This is a genomic window from Streptomyces sp. NBC_00525 (genome assembly GCF_036346595.1).
In the GTDB taxonomy this organism is placed as follows: Bacteria; Actinomycetota; Actinomycetes; order Streptomycetales; family Streptomycetaceae; genus Streptomyces.
On record NZ_CP107834.1, the window covers coordinates 2,611,564 to 2,636,025 of the forward strand.

Annotated in this window: 22 protein-coding genes; 8 read left to right on the plus strand and 14 right to left on the minus strand. The window is 71.9% G+C overall.

The genetic code is table 11. The features are described 5' to 3' along the window. Positions 1 to 144: 144 nt before the first annotated feature. Complete coding sequence (gene eccCa / locus OG710_RS11595) at positions 145 to 4,119, plus strand: type VII secretion protein EccCa (protein WP_330239263.1); 3,975 nt, start codon at positions 145 to 147, stop codon at positions 4,117 to 4,119. Here the strand turns inward: eccCa and OG710_RS11600 are convergent. The 7 genes from OG710_RS11600 to eccB all read right to left on the minus strand — a co-directional run bounded on the left by OG710_RS11600 (position 4,116) and on the right by eccB (position 11,160). Further along, a complete protein-coding gene (locus OG710_RS11600; RefSeq protein WP_330239264.1) occupies positions 4,116 to 5,249 on the minus strand; it encodes a S8 family serine peptidase in 1,134 nt (377 codons plus the stop codon). The genes eccCa and OG710_RS11600 overlap by 4 nt on opposite strands. A gap of 122 nt (positions 5,250 to 5,371) precedes the next feature. Continuing rightward, positions 5,372 to 6,808, minus strand: coding sequence for a WXG100 family type VII secretion target (locus tag OG710_RS11605; protein WP_330239265.1), 1,437 nt, complete (start codon positions 6,806 to 6,808; stop codon positions 5,372 to 5,374). Positions 6,809 to 6,843: 35 nt separating this feature from the next. Beyond that, positions 6,844 to 7,338 (minus strand): hypothetical protein, encoded by a 495-nt coding sequence (locus tag OG710_RS11610; RefSeq protein ID WP_330239266.1) that lies wholly within the window; start codon positions 7,336 to 7,338, stop codon positions 6,844 to 6,846. Between the two features lie 36 nt (positions 7,339 to 7,374). After that, a complete protein-coding gene (locus OG710_RS11615; protein ID WP_330239267.1) occupies positions 7,375 to 7,656 on the minus strand; it encodes a WXG100 family type VII secretion target in 282 nt (93 codons plus the stop codon). Between the two features lie 109 nt (positions 7,657 to 7,765). Then, entirely contained in the window at positions 7,766 to 8,116 is a 351-nt protein-coding gene (locus tag OG710_RS11620; protein ID WP_111330338.1) for a WXG100 family type VII secretion target, read from the minus strand. 145 nt (positions 8,117 to 8,261) lie between these two features. Further along, positions 8,262 to 9,581: a type VII secretion-associated serine protease mycosin gene (gene mycP, locus OG710_RS11625; RefSeq protein WP_443064240.1), complete on the minus strand. Its 1,320-nt coding sequence runs from the start codon at positions 9,579 to 9,581 to the stop codon at positions 8,262 to 8,264. A gap of 25 nt (positions 9,582 to 9,606) precedes the next feature. Then, the gene (eccB, locus tag OG710_RS11630; protein ID WP_111330336.1) at positions 9,607 to 11,160 is read right to left on the minus strand and encodes a type VII secretion protein EccB; all 1,554 of its coding nucleotides are present in this window, start codon (positions 11,158 to 11,160) and stop codon (positions 9,607 to 9,609) included. Between the two features lie 202 nt (positions 11,161 to 11,362). Here eccB and eccE point away from each other — a divergent pair, with 202 nt between their 5' ends. Next, positions 11,363 to 12,586, plus strand: a complete 1,224-nt coding sequence (eccE, locus tag OG710_RS11635; protein ID WP_330239268.1) for a type VII secretion protein EccE — start codon at positions 11,363 to 11,365, stop codon at positions 12,584 to 12,586. Next, a complete protein-coding gene (locus tag OG710_RS11640; RefSeq protein ID WP_111330332.1) occupies positions 12,583 to 13,302 on the plus strand; it encodes a hypothetical protein in 720 nt (239 codons plus the stop codon). The genes eccE and OG710_RS11640 overlap by 4 nt, the downstream gene beginning before the upstream one ends. Before the next feature lie 67 nt (positions 13,303 to 13,369). Here OG710_RS11640 and OG710_RS11645 read toward each other — a convergent pair whose 3' ends face one another. Both OG710_RS11645 and OG710_RS11650 read right to left on the minus strand, forming a co-directional pair. Further along, entirely contained in the window at positions 13,370 to 15,952 is a 2,583-nt protein-coding gene (locus OG710_RS11645) for a bifunctional FO biosynthesis protein CofGH (RefSeq protein ID WP_330239269.1), read from the minus strand. An 87-nt stretch (positions 15,953 to 16,039) separates the two neighbouring features. Continuing rightward, entirely contained in the window at positions 16,040 to 16,498 is a 459-nt protein-coding gene (locus OG710_RS11650; RefSeq protein WP_330242222.1) for a carboxymuconolactone decarboxylase family protein, read from the minus strand. A gap of 124 nt (positions 16,499 to 16,622) precedes the next feature. Here OG710_RS11650 and OG710_RS11655 point away from each other — a divergent pair, with 124 nt between their 5' ends. After that, positions 16,623 to 17,507 (plus strand): sigma-70 family RNA polymerase sigma factor, encoded by an 885-nt coding sequence (locus OG710_RS11655; RefSeq protein WP_330239270.1) that lies wholly within the window; start codon positions 16,623 to 16,625, stop codon positions 17,505 to 17,507. A 42-nt stretch (positions 17,508 to 17,549) separates the two neighbouring features. On the opposite strand, the gene OG710_RS11660 is transcribed toward OG710_RS11655, so the two are convergent. Then, a complete protein-coding gene (locus OG710_RS11660) occupies positions 17,550 to 18,179 on the minus strand; it encodes a DUF4333 domain-containing protein (RefSeq protein ID WP_330239271.1) in 630 nt (209 codons plus the stop codon). A 146-nt stretch (positions 18,180 to 18,325) separates the two neighbouring features. On the opposite strand from OG710_RS11660, the gene OG710_RS11665 reads away from it, so the two are divergent. Continuing rightward, on the plus strand, positions 18,326 to 20,086 hold the full coding sequence (locus tag OG710_RS11665; RefSeq protein ID WP_330239272.1) for a protein kinase domain-containing protein: 1,761 nt from the start codon (positions 18,326 to 18,328) through the stop codon (positions 20,084 to 20,086). 6 nt (positions 20,087 to 20,092) lie between these two features. Here OG710_RS11665 and OG710_RS11670 read toward each other — a convergent pair whose 3' ends face one another. Continuing rightward, positions 20,093 to 20,518: an ATP-binding protein gene (locus OG710_RS11670; protein WP_330239273.1), complete on the minus strand. Its 426-nt coding sequence runs from the start codon at positions 20,516 to 20,518 to the stop codon at positions 20,093 to 20,095. A 134-nt stretch (positions 20,519 to 20,652) separates the two neighbouring features. Between OG710_RS11670 and OG710_RS11675 the strand changes: the two genes are divergently transcribed. The 3 genes from OG710_RS11675 (at position 20,653) to OG710_RS11685 (ending at position 22,598) form a co-directional block, all read left to right on the plus strand. After that, positions 20,653 to 21,519, plus strand: coding sequence for a helix-turn-helix domain-containing protein (locus OG710_RS11675; protein ID WP_330239274.1), 867 nt, complete (start codon positions 20,653 to 20,655; stop codon positions 21,517 to 21,519). After that, positions 21,516 to 21,761, plus strand: coding sequence for a DUF397 domain-containing protein (locus tag OG710_RS11680; protein WP_330239275.1), 246 nt, complete (start codon positions 21,516 to 21,518; stop codon positions 21,759 to 21,761). Before OG710_RS11675 ends, OG710_RS11680 begins: the two co-directional genes overlap by 4 nt. Before the next feature lie 117 nt (positions 21,762 to 21,878). After that, entirely contained in the window at positions 21,879 to 22,598 is a 720-nt protein-coding gene (locus tag OG710_RS11685) for a polysaccharide deacetylase family protein (RefSeq protein ID WP_330239276.1), read from the plus strand. Between the two features lie 145 nt (positions 22,599 to 22,743). On the opposite strand, the gene OG710_RS11690 is transcribed toward OG710_RS11685, so the two are convergent. From OG710_RS11690 to OG710_RS11700, 3 genes are read right to left on the minus strand one after another with little or no spacing between them, the layout of a single operon-like run. Further along, positions 22,744 to 23,406, minus strand: coding sequence for a PhzF family phenazine biosynthesis protein (locus OG710_RS11690; RefSeq protein WP_330239277.1), 663 nt, complete (start codon positions 23,404 to 23,406; stop codon positions 22,744 to 22,746). Continuing rightward, on the minus strand, positions 23,388 to 23,873 hold the full coding sequence (locus OG710_RS11695; protein WP_330239278.1) for an EthD family reductase: 486 nt from the start codon (positions 23,871 to 23,873) through the stop codon (positions 23,388 to 23,390). The genes OG710_RS11690 and OG710_RS11695 overlap by 19 nt, the downstream gene beginning before the upstream one ends. After that, on the minus strand, positions 23,870 to 24,454 hold the full coding sequence (locus OG710_RS11700) for a carboxymuconolactone decarboxylase family protein (RefSeq protein ID WP_330239279.1): 585 nt from the start codon (positions 24,452 to 24,454) through the stop codon (positions 23,870 to 23,872). Before OG710_RS11700 ends, OG710_RS11695 begins: the two co-directional genes overlap by 4 nt. Between the last annotated feature and the right edge of the window lie 8 nt (positions 24,455 to 24,462).

The window sequence follows — 24,462 nt, forward strand, 5'->3', positions numbered from 1 at the left end:
CAAATCCCCAACCACCGACGGCCGTTACCCTATCCGGGGCCCGTCCCTTCCCTCGATTAGGATGATCGGCGCGCGGAGCCGAGCCGCTGCCAGGGGGGTGCCGGCACACCATGCTCCGGGCAGCACTGAGGGACTGATTCGCCGGTGACCCAGATCGTCGTCAAGCGCCCGCCCCGCACGATGCCGCCCGAGGCCGCATCGGCGGAACTGCGGCTGGAGCCGCCGCCCGAGCTGCCGCGCGGACAGCAGGAGGGCATGGCCATGCAGCTCCTGCCGATGCTCGGCATGGGCTCGTCGGTGGTGTTCTTCTTCATGCCCGGCTCGCATCCGTTCATGAAGATCATGGGCGTCATGATGCTGCTGTCCACCTGCGCCATGGTCGTGGCCCAGGTGATCCGCCATCGCAAGGGCACCCAGGGCCAGTCGGCGCAGGGCCGCCGGGACTACCTCAAATACCTGGCGCAGACCCGGCGCAAGGTGCGCCGCACCGCCCGCGCCCAGCGCGACGCCCAGTTCCATCTGCACCCGGACCCGGGCCAGCTGTGGTGCCTGGTCGCCGAGGGGCAGCGGCTGTGGGAGCGCCGCATCACCGACGACGACTTCGGGCAGGTGCGCGTCGGCCTGGGCCCGCAGCAGCTGTGGACGCCGCTCGTCGCACCGACGACGGCCCCGGTGGACGAACTGGAGCCGCTGGCGGCGGGCGCCATGCACCGCTTCCTGGCCGCCCACGGCTCGGTGGACCGGCTCCCCATGGCGGTGTCCCTGCGCGCCTTCTACCACCTCGTGGTCTCCGGCGACCCCGATGCGGTACGCGGCTGCGCCCGGGCGATGGTGGCCGGACTGACCGCACTGCACTCCCCCGAGGACCTGACGGTCGCGGTGGTGGCCGCCCCGGACACGGCGGACCTGTGGGACTGGACGAAGTGGCTGCCGCACACCCAGGTCCCCGGCTCGACGGACGGGGCCGGCACCAAGCGGCTGTTCAGCGACGACCTGGCGGAGGTGGAGGCACTGCTCCACAGCACGCTGGACGGCCGCTCCCGCTTCAGCCGCGAGGCCACCCCGCTCCTGGACCAGCCGCACGTGGTCCTCGTACTGGACGGCGGCGTCGTGCCCCCGGACTCGCTGTTCGCCTCGGCGGAGGGGCTCCAGGGGGTCACCGTCGTGGAACTGGTCCCGGAGGACCTGGCGGAGCCGCGCGGCGGACTGCACCTCGCGGTGCGGCCGGACCGGCTGCGGGTGGAATCGGCCGGCGCCGCCTACCACGGCACGCCCGACCTGCTGCCCGTCGAGGCGGCGGAGGCGCTGGCCCGCCAGCTCGCCCCGTTCCGGCTGGGCGGCGGCGGGGACGACGACGAACCCCTCCTGGCCAACCTGGACTTCACCGACCTGCTGAACATCGGCGACCCCGCGGCCGTGGACCCGGACACGGTGTGGCGGCCGCGCTCGGCGGCGGAGCGGCTGCGGGTGCCGATCGGTGTCGGCGAGGACGGCTCCCCCGTCATGCTCGACCTCAAGGAGGCCGCGCAGGAGGGCATGGGCCCGCACGGGCTGTGTGTCGGCGCGACCGGTTCCGGCAAGTCCGAACTGCTGCGCACCCTCGTCCTCGGCCTGGCGGTCACCCACTCGTCGGAGACCCTCAACTTCGTCCTGGCCGACTTCAAGGGCGGCGCCACGTTCTCCGGGATGTCCAAGCTCCCGCACGTCGCCGCGGTGATCACCAACCTCGCGGACGACCTCACCCTGGTCGACCGCATGCGGGACTCCATCACCGGGGAACTCCAGCGCCGCCAGGAGCTGTTGCGGACCGCCGGCAACTACGCCAACCTCACCGATTACGAGAAGGCGCGCGCCGCCGGGGCCCCGCTTGAGCCGCTGGCCTCACTCGTCCTGGTGATCGACGAGTTCAGCGAACTCCTCACGGCCAAGCCCGACTTCATCGACATGTTCATCCAGATCGGCCGCATCGGGCGGTCCCTGGGCGTGCATCTGCTGCTGGCCTCGCAGCGCCTGGAGGAGGGCCGGCTGCGCGGCCTGGACACCTACCTCTCGTACCGGATCGGTCTGCGGACCTTCTCCGCCGCCGAGTCCCGCACCGCCCTGGGCGTGCCCGACGCCTACCATCTGCCGTCGGTGCCCGGTTCCGGGTTCCTGAAGTTCGGCACCGAGGGGATGACCCGGTTCAAGGCCGCCTACGTGTCGGGGATCTACCGGCCGGGCACCGCACCGGCCCCCGACGACGGGGAGCCCGTCATCGACCGGCGCCCCGTCCTGTTCACCGCCGCCCCGGTCGCGGTCCACTACCCGGAGCCGGAGCCGGAGCCGAGCACCCCCTTCGTACCCGGACGGACGACACCCGACGCCCTGGCGGACACCGTCCTCGACGTCATCGCCGGCCGGCTGGAGGGCCAGGGCCCCCTCGCCCACCAGGTGTGGCTGCCGCCGCTCACCGAGGCCCCCTCGCTCGACCGGCTGCTGCCCGCGCTCTCGGTGACGCCCGCGCGCGGCCTGCACGCGCCCGAGTACGCGCGGAACGGCGGGCTCACGGTGCCGTTCGGCCTGGTGGACAAGCCGTTCGAGCAACGCCGCGACACCCTCGTACGCGACTTCTCCGGCGCCGCCGGACACATGCTGATCGTGGGCGGGCCGCGCTCCGGGAAGTCCACCCTCGTACGCTCCCTCGTCGGCGCCTTCGCCCTCACCCACACCCCGCACGAGGTGCAGTTCTACGGGCTGGACTTCGGCGGCGGAGGCATGACCGCCGTCGAGGGCCTGCCGCACGTCGGCGGAGTCGCCTCCCGGCTCGACCCGGAGAAGATCCGCCGCACGGTCGCCGAGGTCGCCGGCATCCTCAACCGGCGCGAAGCCCTCTTCCGGGACCGGGGCATCGACTCCATCACCACCTACCGCAGGCTGCGCGCGGCGGGCCGGCTGCCGGACGAGGCGTGGGGCGACGTCTTCCTGGTGATCGACGGCTGGCAGTCCTTCAAGACGGACTACGAGTTCCTGGAGCCCGTCGTCGCCGACATCGCCGCCCGCGGCCTCGGCCTCGGCATCCATCTGGTCGCCACCGTCTCCCGGTACATGGAAATGCGCGCCGCGCTCAAGGACCAGCTGCTCAACCGCCTGGAGCTGCGCCTCGGCGACCCGACCGACTCCGAACTCGACCGCAAGATCGCCAAGAACGTGCCGGTCGGCACGCCGGGACGCGGCCTGACGGCGGAACGGCTCCACTTCATGGGCGCCCTGCCGCGCACCGACGACTCGGCGGGCGGGGGTGGCGACGACCTGTCCGACGCCACCGCCGCGTTCGTCCGCTCGGTGGCCGACGCCTGGCCCGGCCCGCACGCCCCTGCGGTCCGCATGCTGCCCCGGACGCTCGCCGCCCGCGACCTGCCGACCGGCCCGGACGGGGAGCGCGGCGGCGTCGCGATCGGCATCGACGAGATGAACCTCGCCCCCGTGTACGTGGACTTCGACACCGACCCGCTGTTCGCGGTGTTCGGCGAGTCGGAGTCCGGGAAGACGGCGCTGCTGCGGCTCCTCATCCGGCAGATCACCGCCCGCTACACCCCCGCGGAGGCCCTGATCTGCGTCGGCGACTACCGGCGCGGACTGCTGGAGTGCGTGCCCGAGCCGTACCTGGTCGGCTACGCGACGACGCAGAACACGTTCGAGTCGTACCTCAACGACATGAACACCCTCATCGGCAGCCGTATCCCCGGCCCCGACGTCACCCCGCAGCAACTGCGCACCCGCAGCTGGTGGCGCGGCCCGCGCGCCTTCATCATCGTGGACGACTACGACCTGGTCGCCACGTCCTCCGGCAACCCGCTGGCCCAGCTGGTGGACAACCTGCCCTTCGCCCGCGACACCGGCGTCAACTTCATCATCGCCCGTAGCAGCGCGGGCGCCGGACGCTCCTCGTACGAGCCGTTCATCCAGCGCTTCAAGGAGCTGGGCGCCCAGGGCGTCCTCCTGTCCGGCCACCCCAACGAGGGCGAGCTCCTGGGCAGCGTGAAGGCCCGCCCGCTGCCCCCGGGCCGCGGCGTATTCGTCGCCCGCCGGGGCACACCGGCCCTGATCCAGACGGGGTGGCTGGCGCCGGAGACGGATTAGGGGCGGTACGTGGTGCTCCGGCGCCGCAGCAGGATCGCGCCTACGGCGACGGCTGCGGCGAGGGCCGCCCCGGCGGTGATCCACACGCCCGTGCCGATGGCCTTCCCGCCGCTCTCGCCGGCCGCCTCGGGGGCCGCCGTCGGCTGCTCCGCACGGGTCGCGGTGCCACCGGCGGCGGACGCGGCCGGTGTCGGAGACGCGGCCGCGCGGGCCGCGACGAGCGGGTTCACGTCGGCGGGGCCGGGGTCGCCCGGATCACCGAGGACGGCGATGCGGGGGCGGACCGTGCCGTATCCGATGTAACGGCTGGGCACCTCGCCCTCGGTCGGCCGGGCCGCGGTGTTCATCAGGACGCGCAGCACTTGGTTCCCGGTCCAGTCGGGGTGCATGGACCAGATGAGGGCGGCGGAGGCGGATGCGATGGCGGTGGCTTGGCTGGTGCCGTTGCTCTTGCAGTATCCCTCTACGCCGCCGCCGCACGGGACCGGAATCTCGTCTCCCGGCGCCGCAAGAGCCACCTGGGGACCGGACACCGAAAACTTCGTTACCGTCGACATCTTGTCGACAGCTGCAATGCCCGCGACACCGAGACTCGCTGCGGGGTACCCCTTGTCATTCCCCTGTTCTCCGGAGTTTCCGGTAGCCGCCAGCACCAACTTGCCACGCTGCACGGCGTAGTCAACGGCTCGTTGGATCTCCTCCCGCTCGTCACCTTCAAGCTCGTGGTCCCTGAATCCCAAGGACAGGTTGATGATCCGGGCGTCGCTGTCAGCGGCGTACCGGATGGCCTCAATCACCGCGCGAACGCTGTTGGTTCCGGATTCCTTGGAAGACCCGAAGACGGTGAGCGGAAAAATACGTGCATCAGGTGCAAGCCCCTGCACGCCCTGGCCGTTCACCCCGTTGCCAGCGATGAGCGACGCCATCCCTGTGCCGTGACCGTCCTTGTCCCGGTGTGCTCCGCGTTCGGGCTCCACGAAGTTCTTTCCCTGGAGTACCTTCCCCGTCAACTCCGGCACGGTGGGGTCTACCCCTGTATCAAGCAGAGCGACGGTAATCCCCTTACCGGTACTGACTTTCCACATCTCCGGAGCCTGCATCCGGTCCAGGTACCACTCACGCTCACGCACGGTGTCCGCTGTCGCGGCCGGTGCGAGGGCACCACCGAGAAGGAGCAGGGCGCCCAACGCCGACGCCGCCACCGAAGCACGCCGCCGCCCGGCCGTTGACCTCATGCCACCCATTCGTGTTCCTAGTCGATTACGGGCGGGACCACACCGTCGTCACCGGTCGCCCAGGTCTCCTCGTCCTCGGTGAGGTAGTCCGGGGACTCGCCGTCCCGTTGCGTACGCCGCCGGGCGCTCTGGGCACCGGCCATCGGCCCCATCGCACCCATACCCGCCGGACCTCGGACGAGACCGCTACCCCCAGGTGTGAACTCCCTCGCCGCTCCCGTCTCGCGCGGTGCCCGCACCGTACCGCCGGGCCGGGTAACCAGACGCTGCGAACCGCCGATGGCACCCCCACGCCCCATCGGCGTGCCGACAGCTCCGACCCCATGGCCACCCATCATTCCGGGGCCGGTCACAGGTCGTTCCCCGCCGATCACCGTGCCACGAGGACCGCCTCCGGTCGGACCGGTGACCGGCCTGGCCGGTGTCCCGCCGTGGACACCCGGATCGGCCCGGACGGTCGCAGGCGGCCGGACGCTCTCGATGCCTCCTCTGCCCACCGGCCCGACCGGCTCCCCCCGCCGCGTACCACCGCCGCCGGGACCGATCGGCCCCGTCCGCGAGGGCAGTACTACGGGCGGAAGTGGGGTCTGGCCCCCACCACCTGCCGGAATCTGCGGCACGGGCGTGCCCGTGGCCGGAGGCGCCGTGACCACCGGGGCCTCCGGCAGCGTCACCGTGTCGATGTTCGTGCCCGTAGTGTCCGGGGCCCCAGAAACGATGGGAATCTGCTGCGGTGTGTGGGTGGATACGCTGGCGACGGACGATGATCCGCCTTCGAAGTGCTGCACCGTACCCGCATAGGAACTGCCCACCGAGCCCACGGTTACCGGCACACTGGACTCCGAGGGCGGGGCCACAGAGGAGTCGGATGAGCCGTATGGCTTCGACATCCAGGCATAGTCGTCTCCCGGCATCACCTCTGTCGGCAACGGCCGAAAGTTCGGTTCTTCCTGTGCCGCGATCGTCTGCTGCGCCATCAGGTAGTACGAGGCGAGCTTGTTCATCTGCGGAATCGCCTCGTTCCGCGCCTTCTCGACGGCCTCCAGTCGGGCCTTCTCCTTCTCCGCGTCCGCGTAGCACATCGCGGTGGCGTCGGGATGGCCCTGCATTGCCGCAGTGACCTCGCTGAGGGCCTGGCCGGCCGTCTGGAGCGAGGTGCCGGCGGCGCCCGCGTAGTCGGCCAGCTTGAGCGTCTCCCTGGCGAACTCGTCGCCCCACTCGTGGAACGCGTCGCCGCCCTTGCCCTTCCATGTGGTGCGGCTGACGTGCTCCTTGAGTTCGGTGCCGATCTTCTCGATCTCCGCCTGCGCGTCCACGAGCGCCGTGCCCCGGTCCATGATCGCCGTGGGGTTCACCCCTCGGATCATGCGGAGCATGTCCTCGTACGGCATGTTCTCGAAATCGGTCGTGTGGTACTGCGCGTTGAGCGGCGGCAGCTTGCCCTTGTCGCCCATGGTCCGTTCCCCCTCGCCCCGTTCGGATCGCGTGGCTAGAAACCGTCGGGGCCGCTGGAGGTACCCGTGCCCGTGGGCGGAACGTCCTTCGGCTGCCCGGTGTCCGGGCCCGCCTCCGGCTTCTGGTAGCCGGCCGCGACGCGCTTCTGGATCGCGTGCAGGCGCTCCGCGTACTCCTGGTCCACGTTCTCGTACCCCCGGTCGGCCAGGTCGACGGTGATGCCCATCGCCTCCAGCTGCTCACCGAGCGTCCTGGAGAGCTGGGTGAGCCGCAGGTGGACCACCTTGTAGGTGACCGACAACATCATCGCTTCCGCGAAATCGGTCCCGTACGCGGCGGCCTGGATCTCCTGTTCCCCGATGCGGCTGTGGGCGGCCGGTGAACCGTCGAGCTTCGTGAGGAGCAGGTCCACGCGTGTCTTGAACTTCTTCAGCGACTCACCCGGTGTGGCCAGGTCCGGCGCTCCGGGCCCCCCGCCCGGATGGCTCGGGTCGTTCAGCGGTGGGTCGTCCGGAAGACGCAATCCCATGCCCGCACCCCCCTATGGTGCCGTGATGCCCGCAGGTCAGCCGTGGAAGCGACGGGACTGGGCGAGGTCGTTCGCCGCGTAGCCCTCGGTCGCCTCCAGAAGCTTGTTCGCGATCGTCGTCAGCGTCTCGTGCATGTGGTTCACCTTGAGGTCCCAGCCGGCGTGGCGGTCGTAGAACGCCCGCTGCGTCTCACCGTCCCAGGTCGCGACGACGGCCTTGACCTTCGTGTTGAGCTCGTCGAGCTGGGTCTTGATGGTGCCGGCGGTGGTCCTGACCTGGTTGGATGCCTCGACGACACCCGAGTATGTGATTTCCATGGAACGGTCTGTCTCCTGAACGAAGGAACGAGGGAACGAAGGAACGAAGGTACGAAAACGGGTACAGGTACGAGTACGGGTACGGGTACCGGCCGCGCGGAGGCGGCGGCTAGGAGACCTGGAACCGGTCCAGGATGCCGTTGCTGCCCGTGTGGTCGACGCCGTCGATGCCCTTGAAGCTGTTGAGGCGCTCGACCTCCTCGGCGTCGAAGCCGTCGCGGCTCATCTGAACCGCTTCCTTCGTGAAGGCCAGGAGCTCCTTCAGGTTCCGCACATCGAGGTTGACCTGCGCCTGAAGGCCGTTGTACGCGTTGGCCGCGACGCCCTTCCAGTGGCCCTCCACGGCGTCGATGACCCCGTTGAGCTGGGTGATCCTGCCTTCGAGCGTGTCGTGCATGTGACCCAGCTCGATGATGAGCTTGTCGATCTGTTCGGATGAAAGCTTGAGCCTGTCTCCCATGACGTGCCTTCCCCCAGGAGTGGACGGTGCGGGGTACAGGCCACCCGCTGTCGCGTCTGGGCCCCCGCACCACTTTTTTTGCTGTTTCACTTTAGCTACGCGCAGCAACTATTCCAACATGCTTATGCGCCAAGCGAGTTGTTACTCATTCACCTATTTCCGGGTGCTCGTCGTCCCGAGTGCGCAGCAGGACCGCGACCCCCGCGATCACCATCGCGAGCACGCCCGTCACGGCCAGGACGTACGTCGCGAGCCGGGTCATGCGCTCCTGCCGGGTCTCCCCCAGCTGGAGCGCCACCGGCTCCGGCCCGACCGGCCCGTCCGAGACCGCCCGGTCCGGGGTGGGCGCGTCCACCGGGTGCTCGTCGTCGTTGAGCGCGCGCACCGGGTCCACCACACCCCACCCGATGAAGTCGTCCCGGCCGTTCACCGCGCGCTCGGCGGTCTGCTCGATCTGGGCCACCACCTGGCCCTGCGTCCAGCGCGGGTGCTTGGCGCGGATGAGCGCGGCCACCCCCGCGACGTACGGCGCCGAGAAGCTGGTGCCGTTGTCCACGCACTGGCCGCCGCCGGGCACGGTGGACACCATGTCCACGCCCGGCGCCGCGACGCCGATGAAGTCCCCGGTCTGCGAGAAGGGCGCCCGCTCGTCGTTCCGGTCCGACGCGGCCACCGCGAGCACCCCCGGATACGCCGCCGGGTACGTCTTCTCGACCCGGTCGGTGAGCCCGTCGTTGCCCGCCGACGCGACCACCACGATGTCCTTGTCCAGCGCCTCGCGCACCGCGCGCGCCAGGTCGGAGTCGGCGCGCAGCGGCTTCGCGGTGTCCTGGGAGATGTTGATGACCCGGGCGTCCTCGCTGATGGCGTGCCGGATGGCCGTGGCCAGGGTCGCGGCGGTGCCGGTGCCCCGGTCGTCGTTCTGCCGGATCGGGATGATCGTCGCCTCGGGTGCGATGCCGACGAACCCGGTGCCCGCGCGGGGGCGGGCCGCGATGATCCCGGCGACCTTGGTGCCGTGGCCGACGCGGTCGGCGGTGGCGTCACCGCGCCCCCTCGCCTTGCCCTTGCCCTTGCCGCCGGCCTTCTCCCCCGCCGCCGAGCCGTCCGGCTTCTCCGGCGGGAGCAGGTCGAGGCCGGCCGCGCGATCCACGGCGGTGCGCAGTTGGGGGTTGACGGCGTCCACCCCGGTGTCGATGACGGCGACCCGGACCCCCTTGCCCCTGGTGTCCTGCCAGAGCTGATCGAACACCAGCCGCTGGAGCGACCAGGGGCGGCCCCGGATCTGCTTCGGCATCGGAAAAGTGCACTCGCCGCTGCCCTCGGCGCCCGTTTGCGGAACGGAATCCTCGGCGGCGGCGGGCGCCACGGGCAGGACCGGAATCCCTCCGGCCGCCGTGAGCGTCAGCAGCAGTACGGCAGCGGCCCTGCGCGCCGGAAGAGCGATCGCACCATGGGTGATCATCTCGTAGATCCCCTCCCCCTCTCTCTCAGGAACTCTGCGGCTGCTTGGCGCTGTTGGTGTCGAGGCGGGGCCCCTTGGGCAGCAGGTTCGACCAGTTCTCCGGCACCGGGACCGGCCGGACGTTGCGGTAACCGAGCCTGATCTGCGTCTGGTTGACCTCGACGGTCCGCTCCCCGGGGGCGCCGGGTTTCGCCGTCTCGCCGATCTCCGAGGGGTCGGCGCTGCTGTCGTTGTTGGTCTGCACCGCGTACCGCAGCCCCGTGTCCGTGACCAGGAAGAGCGAGCCGGTGGTCGGCGACGCCCCGCTGAACTGCCGGTACAGCACCCCGCTGCCCGGCGTCACGTAGGCGCTGGTCGCCCCGTCCAGGAAGCTCACCGGGTAGCGCGGGCCGGCCCAGGTCGTCAGCTCGGCCACCCCCTTGGCGTCCACCCCGTGCAGCACGTTGCAGACCGTTCCGGTACGGGCGGCCGTGTCGTTGGCCTGGACGGGGATGCTCGCGGGCCAGCCCTTGTCCGCGTAGAACTCGTCCGGCGAGGGCGTGAACGACTGCGGGGCGACCTCCGCGGCCTGTGCCTTCTGGCCCAGCACCGCCGCCTCCGGGCTCGTCAGGAGCAGCCGGGCGACGAAGTCGGACACGGGTGCCACCTCGCCGGGCAGCACGACGTAGTGCTGCATCCCGGTGCCGGCGACGGCCTTGAGGACCATGCCCACCTTGTCCAGTCGGGCGTCCAGGCCGCCGCCCACCCCGGCCGGGGCGCCGGCCTTGCCGGGCAGCTTCGGGAAGTCGATGGCGCTGCCGGTGTGCAGGGTGCGCAGCCAGTCGTCGGTGACCCGCTGGGGCCGGGCGCCGTCGCCGAACAGGGAGCGGCGCAGCACCTCCTCGCGGGCCGGCGGCCGGTCGCCTCCGGTGGTCCCCACGGCGTGCCGTGTGCCGTCCGGTTCCACCAGGTACCGGGTGGCCTCGTCGCCGTCCGCCTCGACGTAGAGCGCCTGGCCCTCGTGCAGCCGCCGCTTGCCGCCGACCTTGCCGGCCTCCCGGTCGGCGAGCAGGAAGACGGCCTTCTGCACGGTGCGCCCCGCGCCGGCGCCGGGCTGTTCGCAGACCACCCACAGCTTGCCGCGCCCCGCCTCGGCGGCGCTGGGCAGCCGGTCGGGTGCGTAGGGGATGCCGAGCATGGGGCCGCGCTGGATGCCGCCGCCGTCGAGTACGGACTCGGGGACCTGCATCACCGAGGAGTTGTCCGGGTCGAGCAGCAGTTTCGCCGAGGCGAAGTTGAGCACCGGGTGCAGGCGCTTGACGCCCTTGGTCTCCAGGACGACGTACCGGGTGGTGGATTCGCTGCCGACGATGACGTGGGCGCCGGGGGCGCTCCAGCCGTTCGGCACCTTCGGTTTGAAGATGCCCCAGGCGCCGAATCCGGCCAGCAGCAGGGCGCCCACCACCAGCCCCGGCAGCACGGCGCGCAGCGGGCGCGGTGCCGCCTCGTCCGTGCCGGCCGCCGAGGGTTGCAGAAAGGCGGCGACCAGTCGCTTCTTCGCGAAGGTGTAGGCATTGAGTTCGTCACGCCGTGATGCCATCTGCCGGGCTTCCCCCTGGTTGTGTACGCCTCGCGAACCGCACCCACTATGCCCGCCCGGCCGGAGTCTCGCTGTACGGGCCCCGTTTTCGGGGCAGTTGGCGGCCGGCCGTCGTCGTGCCGATAGCGTGGGTGCGCTCGCGGATGCCGAAGTGCCGTGACGCGGAGGGGACATAGCGGGGATGAGCAGCACGACGAGTACGGTGACGAGGTTGCGATCGCATCCCCGGCCGGGACGGATCGGCGGTGTGCGGCTGCATCAGTTGGTGCTGCTGGAGGCGGCCGGTGCGCTGGTGCTGGTCGCGTGGGCCGCGCACCGCGCCCTGCTGGTGCCGGCGGCCGTGGTCGCCGCCCTTCTGGTGCTGGTCGCGGCCCTGCGCAGGCGGGGGCGTCCGGCGCTGGAGTGGTGCGCGACGGCGCTGGCGCTGCGGGCACGGCTGCGCGCGGCGCGCAGGCCGTGGTCCGCCGAGGGCGTCGATCCCGTCCTGGCACCGGTCCTGGAGTGCGCGGGCGCGCTGCGCACGTACACCTACCGGGACCGGAAGCGGGAGCGCGGGATCGGCATGGTGGGCGACGGCTCGTTCCTGACCGCGCTGCTTCTCGTGCAGGCCCGCAACGAGCCGCTGCGGGCGGAGCGTGCGGCGCGGCCGCTGGAGCTGGGGCTGCTGTATGAGGCCCTGGAGGTGGACGGCGTCCGGCTGGAGTCGGCGCAGGTCGTGCAGCACACCCGGCCCGCGCCCGGCCCGCAGCTTCCGCAGGATTCCCCGGCCACCCGGTCGTACGCGTCGCTCCAGGCCGCATCGGGCACTCCGGCGGTCCGACTGACGTGGATCGCCCTGAAGCTCGACCCGGCCCTGTGCCCGGAGGCGGTACGGGCGCGCGGCGGCGGGCTCGGCGGGGCGCAGCGGGCGTTGCTGCGGGCGGCGGACCAGCTGGCGAGCCGGCTGGCGGCGGCCGGGTTCGAGGTGTCGCTGCTGTCCGAGGAGCAGGTGGTGTCCGCGCTGGCGACGTCGGCCGGGGTGTCCGCGCAGGCCGGTCCGCCGGGGGCGGGGCCGGACGGGTCGGTGCGGCGGACGGCGGAGTCGGGCCGGGCCTGGCGCTGCGACAACCGCTGGCACACCACGTACTGGGTGGGGCGCTGGCCCCGGCTGGGTGCGGGGGCGGCGGCCTCGGCGGAGTTGGTGGCGCTGCTGACGTCGGCGCCGGCTCCGGTGAGTACGTTCAGTCTGACGGTATCGCGCGGTACGGGCGGGGCGCCGGCCGTCACCGGTCATGTGCGGCTGACGGCGCACGGCGCGCAGGAGCTGGCCGGGGCGGGTCGCCGGCTGGAGCGCGCGGCGCGCGGTGCGAAGGTCGGCCTGGTGCGGCTGGATCGCGAACAGCTGCCCGGTGTGCTCGCCACTCTGCCGCTCGGAGGTGTCCGGTGACCGCTCCCCGTACCCGCTTCCGGGCCGGGCTCGGGCTGTTCGGCCCGCGCCGGGGCCGGCACACGCTGCCCGTGGACCGGCTCGCCGCGCTGCGGCTGCCGGTGGGGGACGACGGCGTCGTGGCGGGCAGCGACGCGCACGGGCGGCCCGCCGTGCTCGGCCTGTTCCGTCCGGAGCCGCTGGACGTGGTGCTCATCGGGGGTGTGTGGACGGCCCAGGTACTGGCGCTGCGCGCGGCCGGTACGGGGGCGCGCGTCGCGATCGAGACGGCCCGGCCGCAGGCGTGGTCGGGGCTCGCGCGGTCCGTGGCCGGCGGCGAGCCGTCGATGACCGTGCACGAGGTGCAGCGGGTGGCTCCGCAGGGCGCGTCGGCGTCCGGCCCGGTCCTGGTGGTCCGGGACTGCGGCATGCGGCCCCCGCGCAGCCGGCTGGCCCCCGGGCCCTGGCAGTCCGTGCTGACGCTGCTGCCGTTCCCGGGCCCGGCGGCGCCGAGGCTGGTGGAGCACGCCGGGCTCGTCGGTGTCCAGCGGGTCTCGCCGGAGGAGGCGGCGGTGCTGGGCCGGGTGCTGCGGCTGCCGCGCGTGAACGCGGAGGCGCTGTCGCAGCTCGGCGACGACATGGTCCTGTGGTGCGCTCCGGGCCACCACAAGCTGGTCAAGCTGCTGCCGACGGACGTCGAGACGGGCCTGCTGGGCGCGCCCCGCCGCCTGGACTGACCGGGGCCACCGGCCCCACCGGGCGCGCCGCCGACCCGTCAGCCCCGGTGGCGCACCGACCCCGCGCTCACTCCGGCAGCAGCGGCAGCAGTTCCGGCAGGTGTCCGTCCGATGCGGCGGCCGCCGCGACGCGTTCCGCCGGGACCTCCTCGTACAGCGTGGTGCGCGGCTTCGCCGGACGGCCGGCGAGTTCGGCGATGGCGGTCAGGTCGCGAACCGAGCGGTACGAGCCGTAACTCGACCCGGCCATACGGGAGATGGTCTCCTCCATCAGGGTGCCGCCCAGGTCGTTGGCGCCGGAGCGGAGCATTTCCGCCGCACCCTCCGTGCCGAGCTTGACCCAGCTGGTCTGGATGTTGGTGATGTGCGGGTGCAGCAGGAGCCGGGCCATCGCGGTGACGGCCCGGTTGTCGCGGTCGGTGGGGCCGGGGCGGGCGATGCCGGCGAGGTAGACCGGGGCGTTGGTGTGGATGAAGGGCAGCGTCACGAACTCGGTGAAGCCGCCGGTCTCCTGCTGGAGCGCGGCCAGCGTGCGCAGGTGGCCCAGCCAGTGGCGGGGCTGGTCGACGTGCCCGTACATCATGGTCGAGGAGGAGCGCAGGCCCACCTCGTGGGCGGTTTTGATGACCTCAAGCCAGGTCGCGGTGGGCAGCTTGCCCTTGGTGAGGACCCAGCGGACCTCGTCGTCGAGGATCTCGGCGGCGGTGCCGGGGATGGAGCCGAGCCCGGCCTCCTTCGCGGCGATCAGCCAGTCCCGGATGGACAGGCCGGTGCGGGTGGCGCCGTTGACGACCTCCATGGGTGAGAAGGCGTGGACATGCATGCCGGGCACGCGCTCCTTCACCGCGCGGGCGATGTCGAAGTACGCCGTGCCGGGCAGGTCCGGGTGGATGCCGCCCTGCATGCAGACCTCGACGGCGCCCACGTCCCACGCCTGCGCGGCCCGGTCGGCGACCTGGTCCAGGGAGAGGGTGTAGGCGTCGGCGTCGGTGCGGCGCTGGGCGAAGGCGCAGAAGCGGCAGCCGGTGTAGCAGACGTTGGTGAAGTTGATGTTGCGGGTGACGATGTACGTGACGTCGTCGCCGACCACGTCCCGGCGCAGGGTGTCCGCGATCCGGCACAGCTCGTCCAGGGCCGGGCCGTCCGCGTGCAGCAGGGTGAGCGCCTGGTCGTCGGTGAGGCGGGTCGGGTCGTCGGCGGCCCGGCTCAGCGCGGCCCGCACGTCCCCGTCGATCCGCGAGGGCACCATGCCGGGGGCCGCCGCCTCGCGCAGCGCCTCCCAGTCCCCGTAGACGACGTCGAAGTCGTCGCGGCGGTCGGCGGTGCGGCCCTCGGTGTCGATGGTGCGGTGCAGGTCGGTGCGGCCGGAGGCGTTGAACCCCTCGTCGGGCTCCTGCCAGGGCAGCCCCTCGGGGATCGCGCCCTCCTTGGCGAGCCCGGTCTCCGGGTCGGCGAGCGCGCGTACGTGCGGCAGGAGGCGCGGGTCGAGCCAGGGTTCGCCGCGCCGGATGAACTCCGGGTAGATGGTGAGGCGTTCCCGCAGGGTGAACCCGGACTCGGCGGTGCGGGCGGCGAGTTCGTCGATGTGCGGCCAGGGGCGCTCGGGGTTGACGTGGTCCGGGGTGAGCGGCGAGACGCCGCCCCAGTCGTCGATGCCGGCGCCGATGAGCAGGGCGTACTCGGCGTCCACGAGGTTCGGCGGGGCCTGGATGCGGGCGGAGGGGCCGAGGATGTGGCGGGCGACGGCGATCGCGGCGGCCAGCTCCTCCAGCTCGGCGTCGGGCATGCCGCGCATCGCGGTGTCGGGCTTGGCCCGGAAGTTCTGGACGATGACTTCCTGGATGCCGTGGTAGGCGCGGGCGGTGCGGCGCAGCGCGAAGAGGGCGTCGGCGCGTTCCTCGTACGTCTCGCCGATGCCGATGAGGAGGCCGGTGGTGAACGGCACGTTGGACCGTCCGGCGTCCTCCAGGACGCGCAGCCGTACGGCGGGCTCCTTGTCCGGGGAGCCGTGGTGCGGGCCGCCGGGCTCGGACCAGAGCCGGGTGGCGGTGGTCTCCAGCATCATGCCCATGGAGGGGGCGACGGGCTTGAGGCGCTGGAGGTCGGTCCAGGTCAGCACGCCGGGGTTGAGGTGGGGCAGCAGCCCGGTCTCCTCCAGGACCCGGATCGCCATGGCGCGTACGTAGGCGAGGGTGTCGTCGTATCCCTCGGCCTCCAGCCACTGCCGGGCCTCGGGCCAGCGGTCCTCGGGCCGGTCCCCCAGCGTGAACAGGGCCTCCTTGCAGCCCATCGCGGCGCCCTCGCGGGCGATGGCCAGCACCTCGTCGGGCGACAGGAACATGCCGTGCCCGGCGCGGCGGAGCTTGCCGGGCACGGTGACGAACGTGCAGTAGTGGCACTTGTCGCGGCAGAGCCGGGTGAGCGGGATGAAGACCTTGCGGGAGTACGTGATGACCCCCGGCCGCCCCGCTGCTTCCAGGCCCGCGTCCCGCACCCTGGCGGCGGACGCGGCGAGGTCTCTCAGGTCCTCGCCGCGCGCCCGGAGCAGCACGGCGGCCTCCGCCTCGTCGAGGGCGACACCGTCACGGGCACGCTTGAGGGCACGCCGCATGGCGTTGGTGGTGGGGAGTCCGCGCTGGGGGTCGGTCATGCTCCGAGCATACGAGCGGGACCCCGGCGGCGGCCCGACCGGATCTCGCCGCAGGTCACCACGGTCCGGCCGACACCGCGCGGGGCGTCACCAACTGGTGCCCGCGGGCTCCTCGATGGTGGCGTTGATGCGGTTGAACAGGTTGGTGAGGCCGATCATCAGGATGATGGCGGAGAGCTGCTCCTCGGTGAAGTGGTCGGCGGCCTCGTTCCACAGCTCGTCGGAGACCGCCTTGCCGGAGCGGTCGGCGAGCCGGGTGGCCGCCTCGGTCAGTGCGAGGGCGGCGCGTTCCTCGTCGGTGAAGAAGGGAGCCTCGCGCCAGGCGGCCACGGCGTGCAGCCGCTCGTCGGACTCGCCGTGCTTCTTCGCTCCGGCGACCCCGGCGAAGACGCAGGCGCTGCACCCGTTGATCTGACTGGCCCGCAGATGCACCAGTTCCAGGATCTGCGGGGCGACCCCGCCCTGGTACATGGCCTTGTAGATGTTCTGGATGCCCTTCATGGCGTCCGGCAGCACCATGGCGGGGTTCTTCATCCGGGCGGACAGGGCGGGGGTGGTGCCGTGGGTGGTGGTGGTGCTGTTGCTGTTGTCGGTGCTCATCTCTGGTGATCTCCCGTGATCCGTTAGCGTGTTCACCGGATCGACGTATCCGCGCACGGGGGTGTGACAGATGAACGGAACTTTTTCCGCGACGGACCGGTTCGAGGCCGAACGGCCGGGACTGCACGCGGTCGCCTACCGGATGCTCGGCTCGCTCGCCGAGGCGGACGACGCCGTTCAGGAGGCGTGGCTGCGGCTGGAGCGCAGCGATGTGAGCGAGGTCAGGAATCTGGGCGCCTGGCTCACGACCGTCGTCGGCCGGATCTGTCTGGACCTGCTCAGGGCGCGGACGACGCGGCGCGAGGAGCCGCTGCCCGAGCAGGACGGGTCTGTGCGGCTGCCGGACCCGGTGGTCACCGAGCTGCGGCGGGTCGATCCGGAGCGCGAGGTGCTGATCGCGGACTCGGTGGGCATCGCCCTGATGATCGTGCTGGAGACCCTGTCCCCGGCCGAACGCCTCGCCTTCGTGCTGCACGACATGTTCGACGTGCCCTTCGACGACATCGCGCCCGTCCTGGGCCGGACGACGGTCTCCACCCGGCAGCTCGCCAGCCGGGCCCGCCGCCGTGTCCAGGGCGCGGCCCCGGCCGCCGACACGGACAACGCCCGCAAGCACGGCGTGGTCGAGGCGTTCCTGAGCGCGTCGCGCGGCGGCGACTTCGAGGCGCTGCTGGCGGTGCTCGACCCGGACGTGGTGGCGCGGTCGGACGGCGGGGCGCTGCTGCCGAGCCTGCTGCGGCGCGGTGCGGCGGACGTGGCGTCGCAGGCGATAACCTTCGCCCGGTTCGCCGCCGAGTCCCGGATCGTGCTGGTCAACGGCACGCCGGGGGTCGTCGCGTACGCCGACGGCCGCCCGCTGTCCGTGATGTCGTTCACCGTCCGGGACGGCCGCGTCGCCGGGCTCGACATCCTCACCGACCCCGACCGGCTGGCCGGGCTGGGCCTGGCGGCCTGACGGCGGGCCCGGACGGCGGGCGCCGTCCGGGCCCCGAAGGGGTCAGCCGCCCGCCGTCTGGTCCACCTTGAAGTCCATGTGGACGGTGCCGCCGGAGATCGACTGCGCGGTGACCGTCACGCCGTACTGGCTGCCCCCGTCCGTGAGCCGGCAGCGAACCATGGCGCCGACCCGGGCCGGCAGGTCCTGGGGGCAGGTGAAGGTGTCGGGCTCCTTGCCCACCTGGGCGGCGAGGGCGGCCCTGCCCTGCCGGGCGACCTCGGCCTTGTCCACGGCGCCGGCCGTGCCGGTGGCGCCGGACGGGGAGCCGGAGGGCTGCGGGTCGGCGGACGCGCCGGAGTCCGCGCCACCGTCCACCTTGTAGTCCATCTTCACGTCGTCACCGTCGACGCTGCGCACGGTGACGGTCATGCCGAGCTTCTTGCCGCCGTCCGTGAGCGTGCAGCGCACCGACGCGCCGACCTCGGCCTTGAGGTCGTCCTCACAGGTCACGTCCTCGGGGGCGCGCCCGACCTGCTTCTCCAGTCCGGCGGACGCCTGCTCGGCGACCTCGTCCTTCTTGACGACCTTGTCGCCGCCGAAGCTGAACGAACAACCGGAGACGAGGAACAGAGCCAGCGTCCCGGCCGACACCGCGGCCAACCCCCGGCCGCGCCGCACGGACTTCCTCATGGTTCCCCCTCGGTACGGTGTACACATCAAAATCAGCCATCCACGCTAGCACCGGGCCCGGCGGCGCCCCGGACCGGCTGTCGGCCGGCCCACCGCAGCGGCAGATCCCCGGGTATGTGTTCGGCCCCTCGCGTACCGTTCCGCCCATGACTGCGGGTTTCGAGGGACGCGTGATCGATGGGCGCTTCGAACTGCTGGAGCGGCTCGGTGGCGGAGGCATGGGGCTGGTCTGGCGGGCGCGTGACATCGTCCTGCACCGGGAAGTGGCGCTGAAGGAGGTACGGCCGCCCGATCCGGAGCTGCTGCGGCTGCGCCCGGACGCGCCGGAGATGCTGCGGAAGCGGGTGCTGCGCGAGGCCGTGTCGCTGGCCCGGATCACCCACCCGAACGTGGTGACCATCCACCACATCGTGAGTTCGCCGGAGGTGGAGCACCCCTGGCTGGTGATGGAGCTGGTCTCGGGCGGCTCGCTCCAGGACCGGCTGGAGCGCGGCCTGTGCACGCCGGCCGAGGCGGCGCTGCTGGGCCGGGGCGTGCTGGCCGGGCTGCGGGCCGCGCACGAGGCGGGCATCCTGCACCGTGACGTGAAGCCGGGCAACGTGCTGCTGCGTACGGACGGCACACCGCTGCTCACGGACTTCGGGATCGCCGCCGTACGCGAGGCGACCAGCCTCACCAACACCGGTGAACTGGTGGGCTCCCCCGACTACATGGCTCCGGAGCGGCTGCGCGGGCACGACGACGAGCCGTCGTCGGACCTGTGGTCGCTGGCGATGATGCTGTACGTCGCGGTGGAGGGCCACCATCCGATGCGCCGCTCGTCCACCCTCGCGACGCTGGCCGCGATCCTGGAGGAGGACGTTCCGGGCCCCCGCCAGGCGGGGGCACTCGGCCCCGTACTGCGGTCCGTCCTGGTCAAGGACGTCGCCTCGCGGCCGGACGCGGAGCGGCTGGACCGGCTGCTCGCCGAGGTGGCGGACGAGCGTCCCGCGACGGTCGTCGAGGACGCGCGACCGGCGTCCGGCCCCTCGGCCGCGTACACCCCGACCGCGCCCGGAACCCCGGCGCCGACGGCCGGCTACACGCCCACGGAGCCGGGAACCCCGGTGCCGCCGGGTGCTTCTCAGCCGCCGCGGCCGGAACCGGCCGACGCCCGTCCGGGCGGGGACACCGAGGGACGGGGCGAGCCCTCGGCGACGACGGGCCGGACGCCTGTGCAGGGCACCGGGAGCAACCGGGCCGTGCGCCGGGTGCTGATACCCGGAGTCCTGCTGACGGCCGTGGTGGCCGGGCTGCTGAACAGGGGGCTCATACCCGGCCTCGGCGACGACGACAACGCGTCCGCGGGCGCCAAGCCCACGCGGTCCGCGACCCACTCCCCCTCCTCCACACCGAGCCCGACACCGACGCCCTCCCTCACTCCCACGCCCTCCGCCACACCGACCGAGGACACGGACCTCGTCAGCGCGGCGGGCGGCCGGCGGATCGTCAAGGAACTCAAAGCGGTGACGGGCGGAACGAAGGTGCTCGCCTGGTTCTCCATCCATCAGAGCCACGCCTCGGGCAACGTGCCCGTGAAGGACAAGAAGATGCCGAACGACCGGGTCTACGACGGCTTCTCGTACAACGACGGCTCCGGCAAGCTCGACGGCAACAAGGGCATCCTCGACGGTCAGACCCCGATGGACCTCAGCAAGGTCGACTGGGACAGCTTCCCCCGCCTCCTGCGCGTCGGCTACAAGGAGATGGGCGTACGGAACGCGGACCCCACGAAGACGTATGTGATCTTCGACTGGGAAGACGGCAAGCAGGCCATGCGGTTCTACATCAACGGCGACTACCGGACCTCGGCCATGCTCACCGCCTCGTTCGACGGCACGATCCTCCGGCGGCACAACGCACGCTGACCCCGGCTACGGGGTGCCCGGTGCCACCCGCGCCCACACCGTCTTCCCGATGACCCGGTCCGCCACACCCCACTCCGCCGCCAGCGCAGCCACCAGCCGCAGCCCGTACCCCGACTCCGCGTCGGGCCCGCCCGCGCACAGCTCGGGCCGCCGCTCGCCACGTGCGTCCGACACCTCGACGCGGAACCCGCCCGCCTCCTCGGGCAGCACCCGCAGCTCGAAGTCCCGCCCCGTCACGCGGCCGTGCAGCACCGCGTTGGCCGCCAGCTCGGCCACGACGACGGCCACGTCGTCGGACAGCGCGCTCCCGTAGGGCACGCCCCAGGCGTCCAGCTGTTGCACGGCGAGGCGGCGGGCGAGCCGGGCCCCGCGACGTGAGGCACTGAAACGCTGGACGAATTCGGTACCCACAAGAGTGATTTCGGCGTTCATGTGACTCAGCGTGGCCGCGTACTCGTACGCTGACCAGGAGTGACACCACGACTCCGTGGAGCGGTACGGCCCTGCCCTACCGGCTGTACGGGAAGTCGGCCGTGACCGGACGGACAGAGGCGGTACGGGGCTAGATGACGAACACGCAACGTGAGGAACGACCGGAGCGCCCGGTCGAATCGGACGGGACGGCGCACCTGTTCAGGGCGCTGGGCCGCCAGTTGAAGTTCCTGCGCGAACAGGCGGGCATGAGCCAACGGGAGTTGGCCCAGGCGACGCACTGCGGCGAGGACCTGATCTCCGCGATGGAACGGGGCGTACGCACGCCCCAGGTGGAGTTCCTGGCCCTGGCGGACAGGGCGCTGAAAACGGGTGGGCTGCTGTCGTCGGCGGCGGAGGAGGTGAGGGAAGCGCTGGGCCGCGTCCGGACGCGGCATCCGGGGTGGTTCCGGGACTACGCGCGGACGGAGGCGGAGGCAGTAGCCGTCCACGGATACAGCGCCCAGGCGATTCCTGGTCTGCTCCAGACGGAGGCATACGCGCGAGCGACGTTCATCCAGCGTCGACCGTTGCTGAGCGAGGAGACCATCGAGAAGCGGGTCGCCGATCGCCTCGCGCGACAACAGGTCTTCGAGCGCTGGCCTCCGCCCACCTTCAGCTACGTCCTGGAGGAGACCGCCTTACGCCGTCCGCTCGGCGGGCGGGATGTCCACGCGGAACAGTTGCGGCGCATCATGCACTTCGGGCGCCTGCGCAATGTGGAGATCCAGGTCATGCCCACGGACCGGGAGGAACACGCAGCACTCGACGGCACGTTCACACTGATCGACCCCAAGGGCCGCCCTCAAGTTGCCTACACCGAGCTCTACGGGAAGGCGAGGCTGATCACCGACCAAAACGAGGTGCGTGTGTACAGCGAACGCTATGGGATCATCCGAGCGCAGGCACTCTCCCCGAGGGAGTCCCTGACGTTCATTGAGAAGGTGTTGGGAGACCGATGAACACTGAGCAACTGCACTGGTTCAAGAGCAGCTACAGCACAGGTGAGGGCGGCAACTGCATCGAGGTCGCCTTCGACTGGCGCAAGTCGAGCTACAGCACGGGCGAGGGCGGGGAGTGCATTGAGGTCGCGTCGTGCGACTCCGCCGTGCATGTGCGCGACTCGAAGAACATCCCCGGCCCCCACTTCGACGTGGCGCCCACGGCCTGGTCCGCGTTCGTCACGTACGCCCGCCAGGGCTGACCTGCCCCGGACGGCGAGCCCCGCCCAGGGCGCTCGCCGTCCGCCTGCCGGAGGCGTATGTTCCGCTTAGTGACCGAGTATTGACTCTCCGCTTGGTCTATACCAATGATTCGACGCATGCCGAATCTGAGAAGAACTCTCGCCGTGCTCGCGCCACTGCTGCTGGCCGCGGGCCTTGCCGCCCCCGCCTCGGCGGCCCCGGCCCCCGCCGGCTCCGCTGCCTGGCCGCCGCCCGCCACCGCCTACAACCACGTCGACACCGACGACCCGGTCCTCTTCATCACCATCGACGACGGCTGGGGCACCGAGGACGCCGCCGGGGCCCAACGCCTGCTCATCGAGCGGCGGGTCCCCGCCTCGCTGTTCCTGCTGCCCGACGCCTACAAGCGCGACCCGGCCTACTACCGCACCCTGCTCGCCAACAGCCCGGCGCGGGTGGAGAACCACACCCTGACCCACCGTGACATGACCACCCTCAGCGAGGCCGAGCAGCGCCAGGAGATCTGCGGGGCCCGCGACCGCCAGCTCGCCGCCTTCGGCGACAGCCCCCAGCTCTTCCGCCCGGCGGGCGGCGCGACCTACCAGTGGCCGTACTACAACGACGCGACCCGGACCGCCGCCGCTGCCTGCGGCGCCCGCTCCGTCGTCACCTGGACCCACGACCTGACGACCTGGGGCGAGTGGTCACCCGAGGTGCCCGAGCTGAAGTCCGGGGACATCGTGCTCCTCCACATGGGACCGCAGCTGGAGGGCGACCTGCGCCGCGTCCTCGCCGCCGCGGACGAGGCGAACCTCACCCCGGCCCGACTGCGCGACTACCTCCGCAACGCCTCCTGACCCCAGACCGGCGGCGCCGCGATCCGGGTGCTGATCCTCTCGGAGAAGACCGGATCGCATCCGGCTTCCGCCAGGGCGTCGAGCCGGCTCTGGAGTTCTTGCTGGGCGGTACTGCAACGCGCGTACCCCACTCTCGTGGGCTTCGTCACGGACTTCCGGGCGGGCACCTCACAGGTGGGGCAGTCGCACTGTTGGACGACATTTGCGAGAGCCGCGGACTACCGCCAACCCGCCGACCCGGGTCGTGATGCCCGCCGGCCCGCGTGCGGACTCGGAGCAGCGCCGACCGGTCGTGGACCGGTACCAGCATGCGTGGTGCGCCGGGCGCGGCGATCCGTGGCGCGTCGGTCGGATGCGGATCGTCCGCGGTGAGCCCGAGCGCGGCGACGATCGCGGCGCGCTCGTCCGGTGCCGGGTGACGCAGCGCGACGAGGCCCTGGTCGAACCACACCTCGATGCCGGCGGGGCGGCGGATCGCGACGGTGTCGAATGTGCGCCCGCCGGTGTGTTGGCGGTCGTTCAGCTCGCCCAGCGCGGTGCGGGTCAACCGGACGGCCTGCGCGGCAACGGTGCCGTGGCCGCAGCCGGACAGTTCGGCGGAGGCGGTGAAGAACCGGACCGGCCGGCCACCGTCCGGCGTCCGCCCCGGACCGAGGAACGCCGCGTGCGAGGTCCCGGCCGCGGCAGCGACCGCACGCCGGTTCGCGTCCGTCGCCTCCGGGTCGTCGTCGGTGACAGCCGTGGGGCTGCCGCCCCGGCCGTCGCGCCGCACGCACGCATCAACCACCGTCACATCCGGCCAGGACATCGGCCCCCCTTTGACCCTCGACGCACCGGCAACCGCGAACGGCGTTCCGGAGATGGCCGGGACCTGGCCGCGACGGCACGCTCCGAACGCGTCCCGGAGCGTCCCGGCCTGCCTCGGCCGGTGCCGTCCTGCACCGGATAGTCGATGACGACCACACCGCCGGTGGCGTAGTTGGCGACATCGGCGGCCAGCCGCCGGCCTTGCGGCGACGACCGCGCCGCGGCCAGGGCGGTGGCGTCGGCGAAGTCGGCCTCGAAGACCGCGAAGTACGGCGCTTCTCCGTTGGTCGCCGCCACGTCGAAGCTGTAGCGCCACGCAAGCAGGCCGGGCCAATCCATGACCAGCGGAAGGTGGTTGTTCACGTAGTAGTCGCGGAAGTGGTCAGGGTCGGCGGGCTTGGGATACAGGACCACCAACTTATGCATGACGGCCTGTCGCGCCTCGGAGTACTCCTGGGCAGTGCTCATCGGCTGGTCCCGGTCGTGAGGGGGAGAAAGTCGGCGAAGCGAGGCGCGCCGGACTCGTGCGGCACGCGCGTGGCGCGCGCGGCGAAGCTGACGGCGTGGTACCACCCGCACAGCAGAAGCAGATCGAGCAGCTGGAGCTCATCGAAGACCGACACGAGCCGTGTCCACAGCGCGTCGTCGATGTCGGAACACTCGTGCAGCGCATCGACAGCGAGAATGAGCAGCCGTTCCCTCTCGGACGTCCAGCACTCGTCAGCGGGGCCGCCGTGCACCAGGGATACCGCCTGCTCGCGGGTGAGTCCGACCCGGTCGGCGAACGTCATCATGTGCACGCCCCACTCGTACTCGCAGCCGCACAGCGCGCACGTCCGGTCGATGACGATCTCGCGTTCCCGCATGGTCAGGGTCAGCTGTCTGCCCAACTCGTAGCGGCCCCACCCGTGCATGGCGTCGGCCATGGGGATGTTTCTGGCGAACATCCGGAACAGCCCGATCGGCGGGGCGTCCCCGGCCATCATGCGCGCCAGCAGTGTGCCGGCCCGGTCGGTGTACGGCGGGTCCAGCAGGGCTATCCGCGACATCGGCTCTC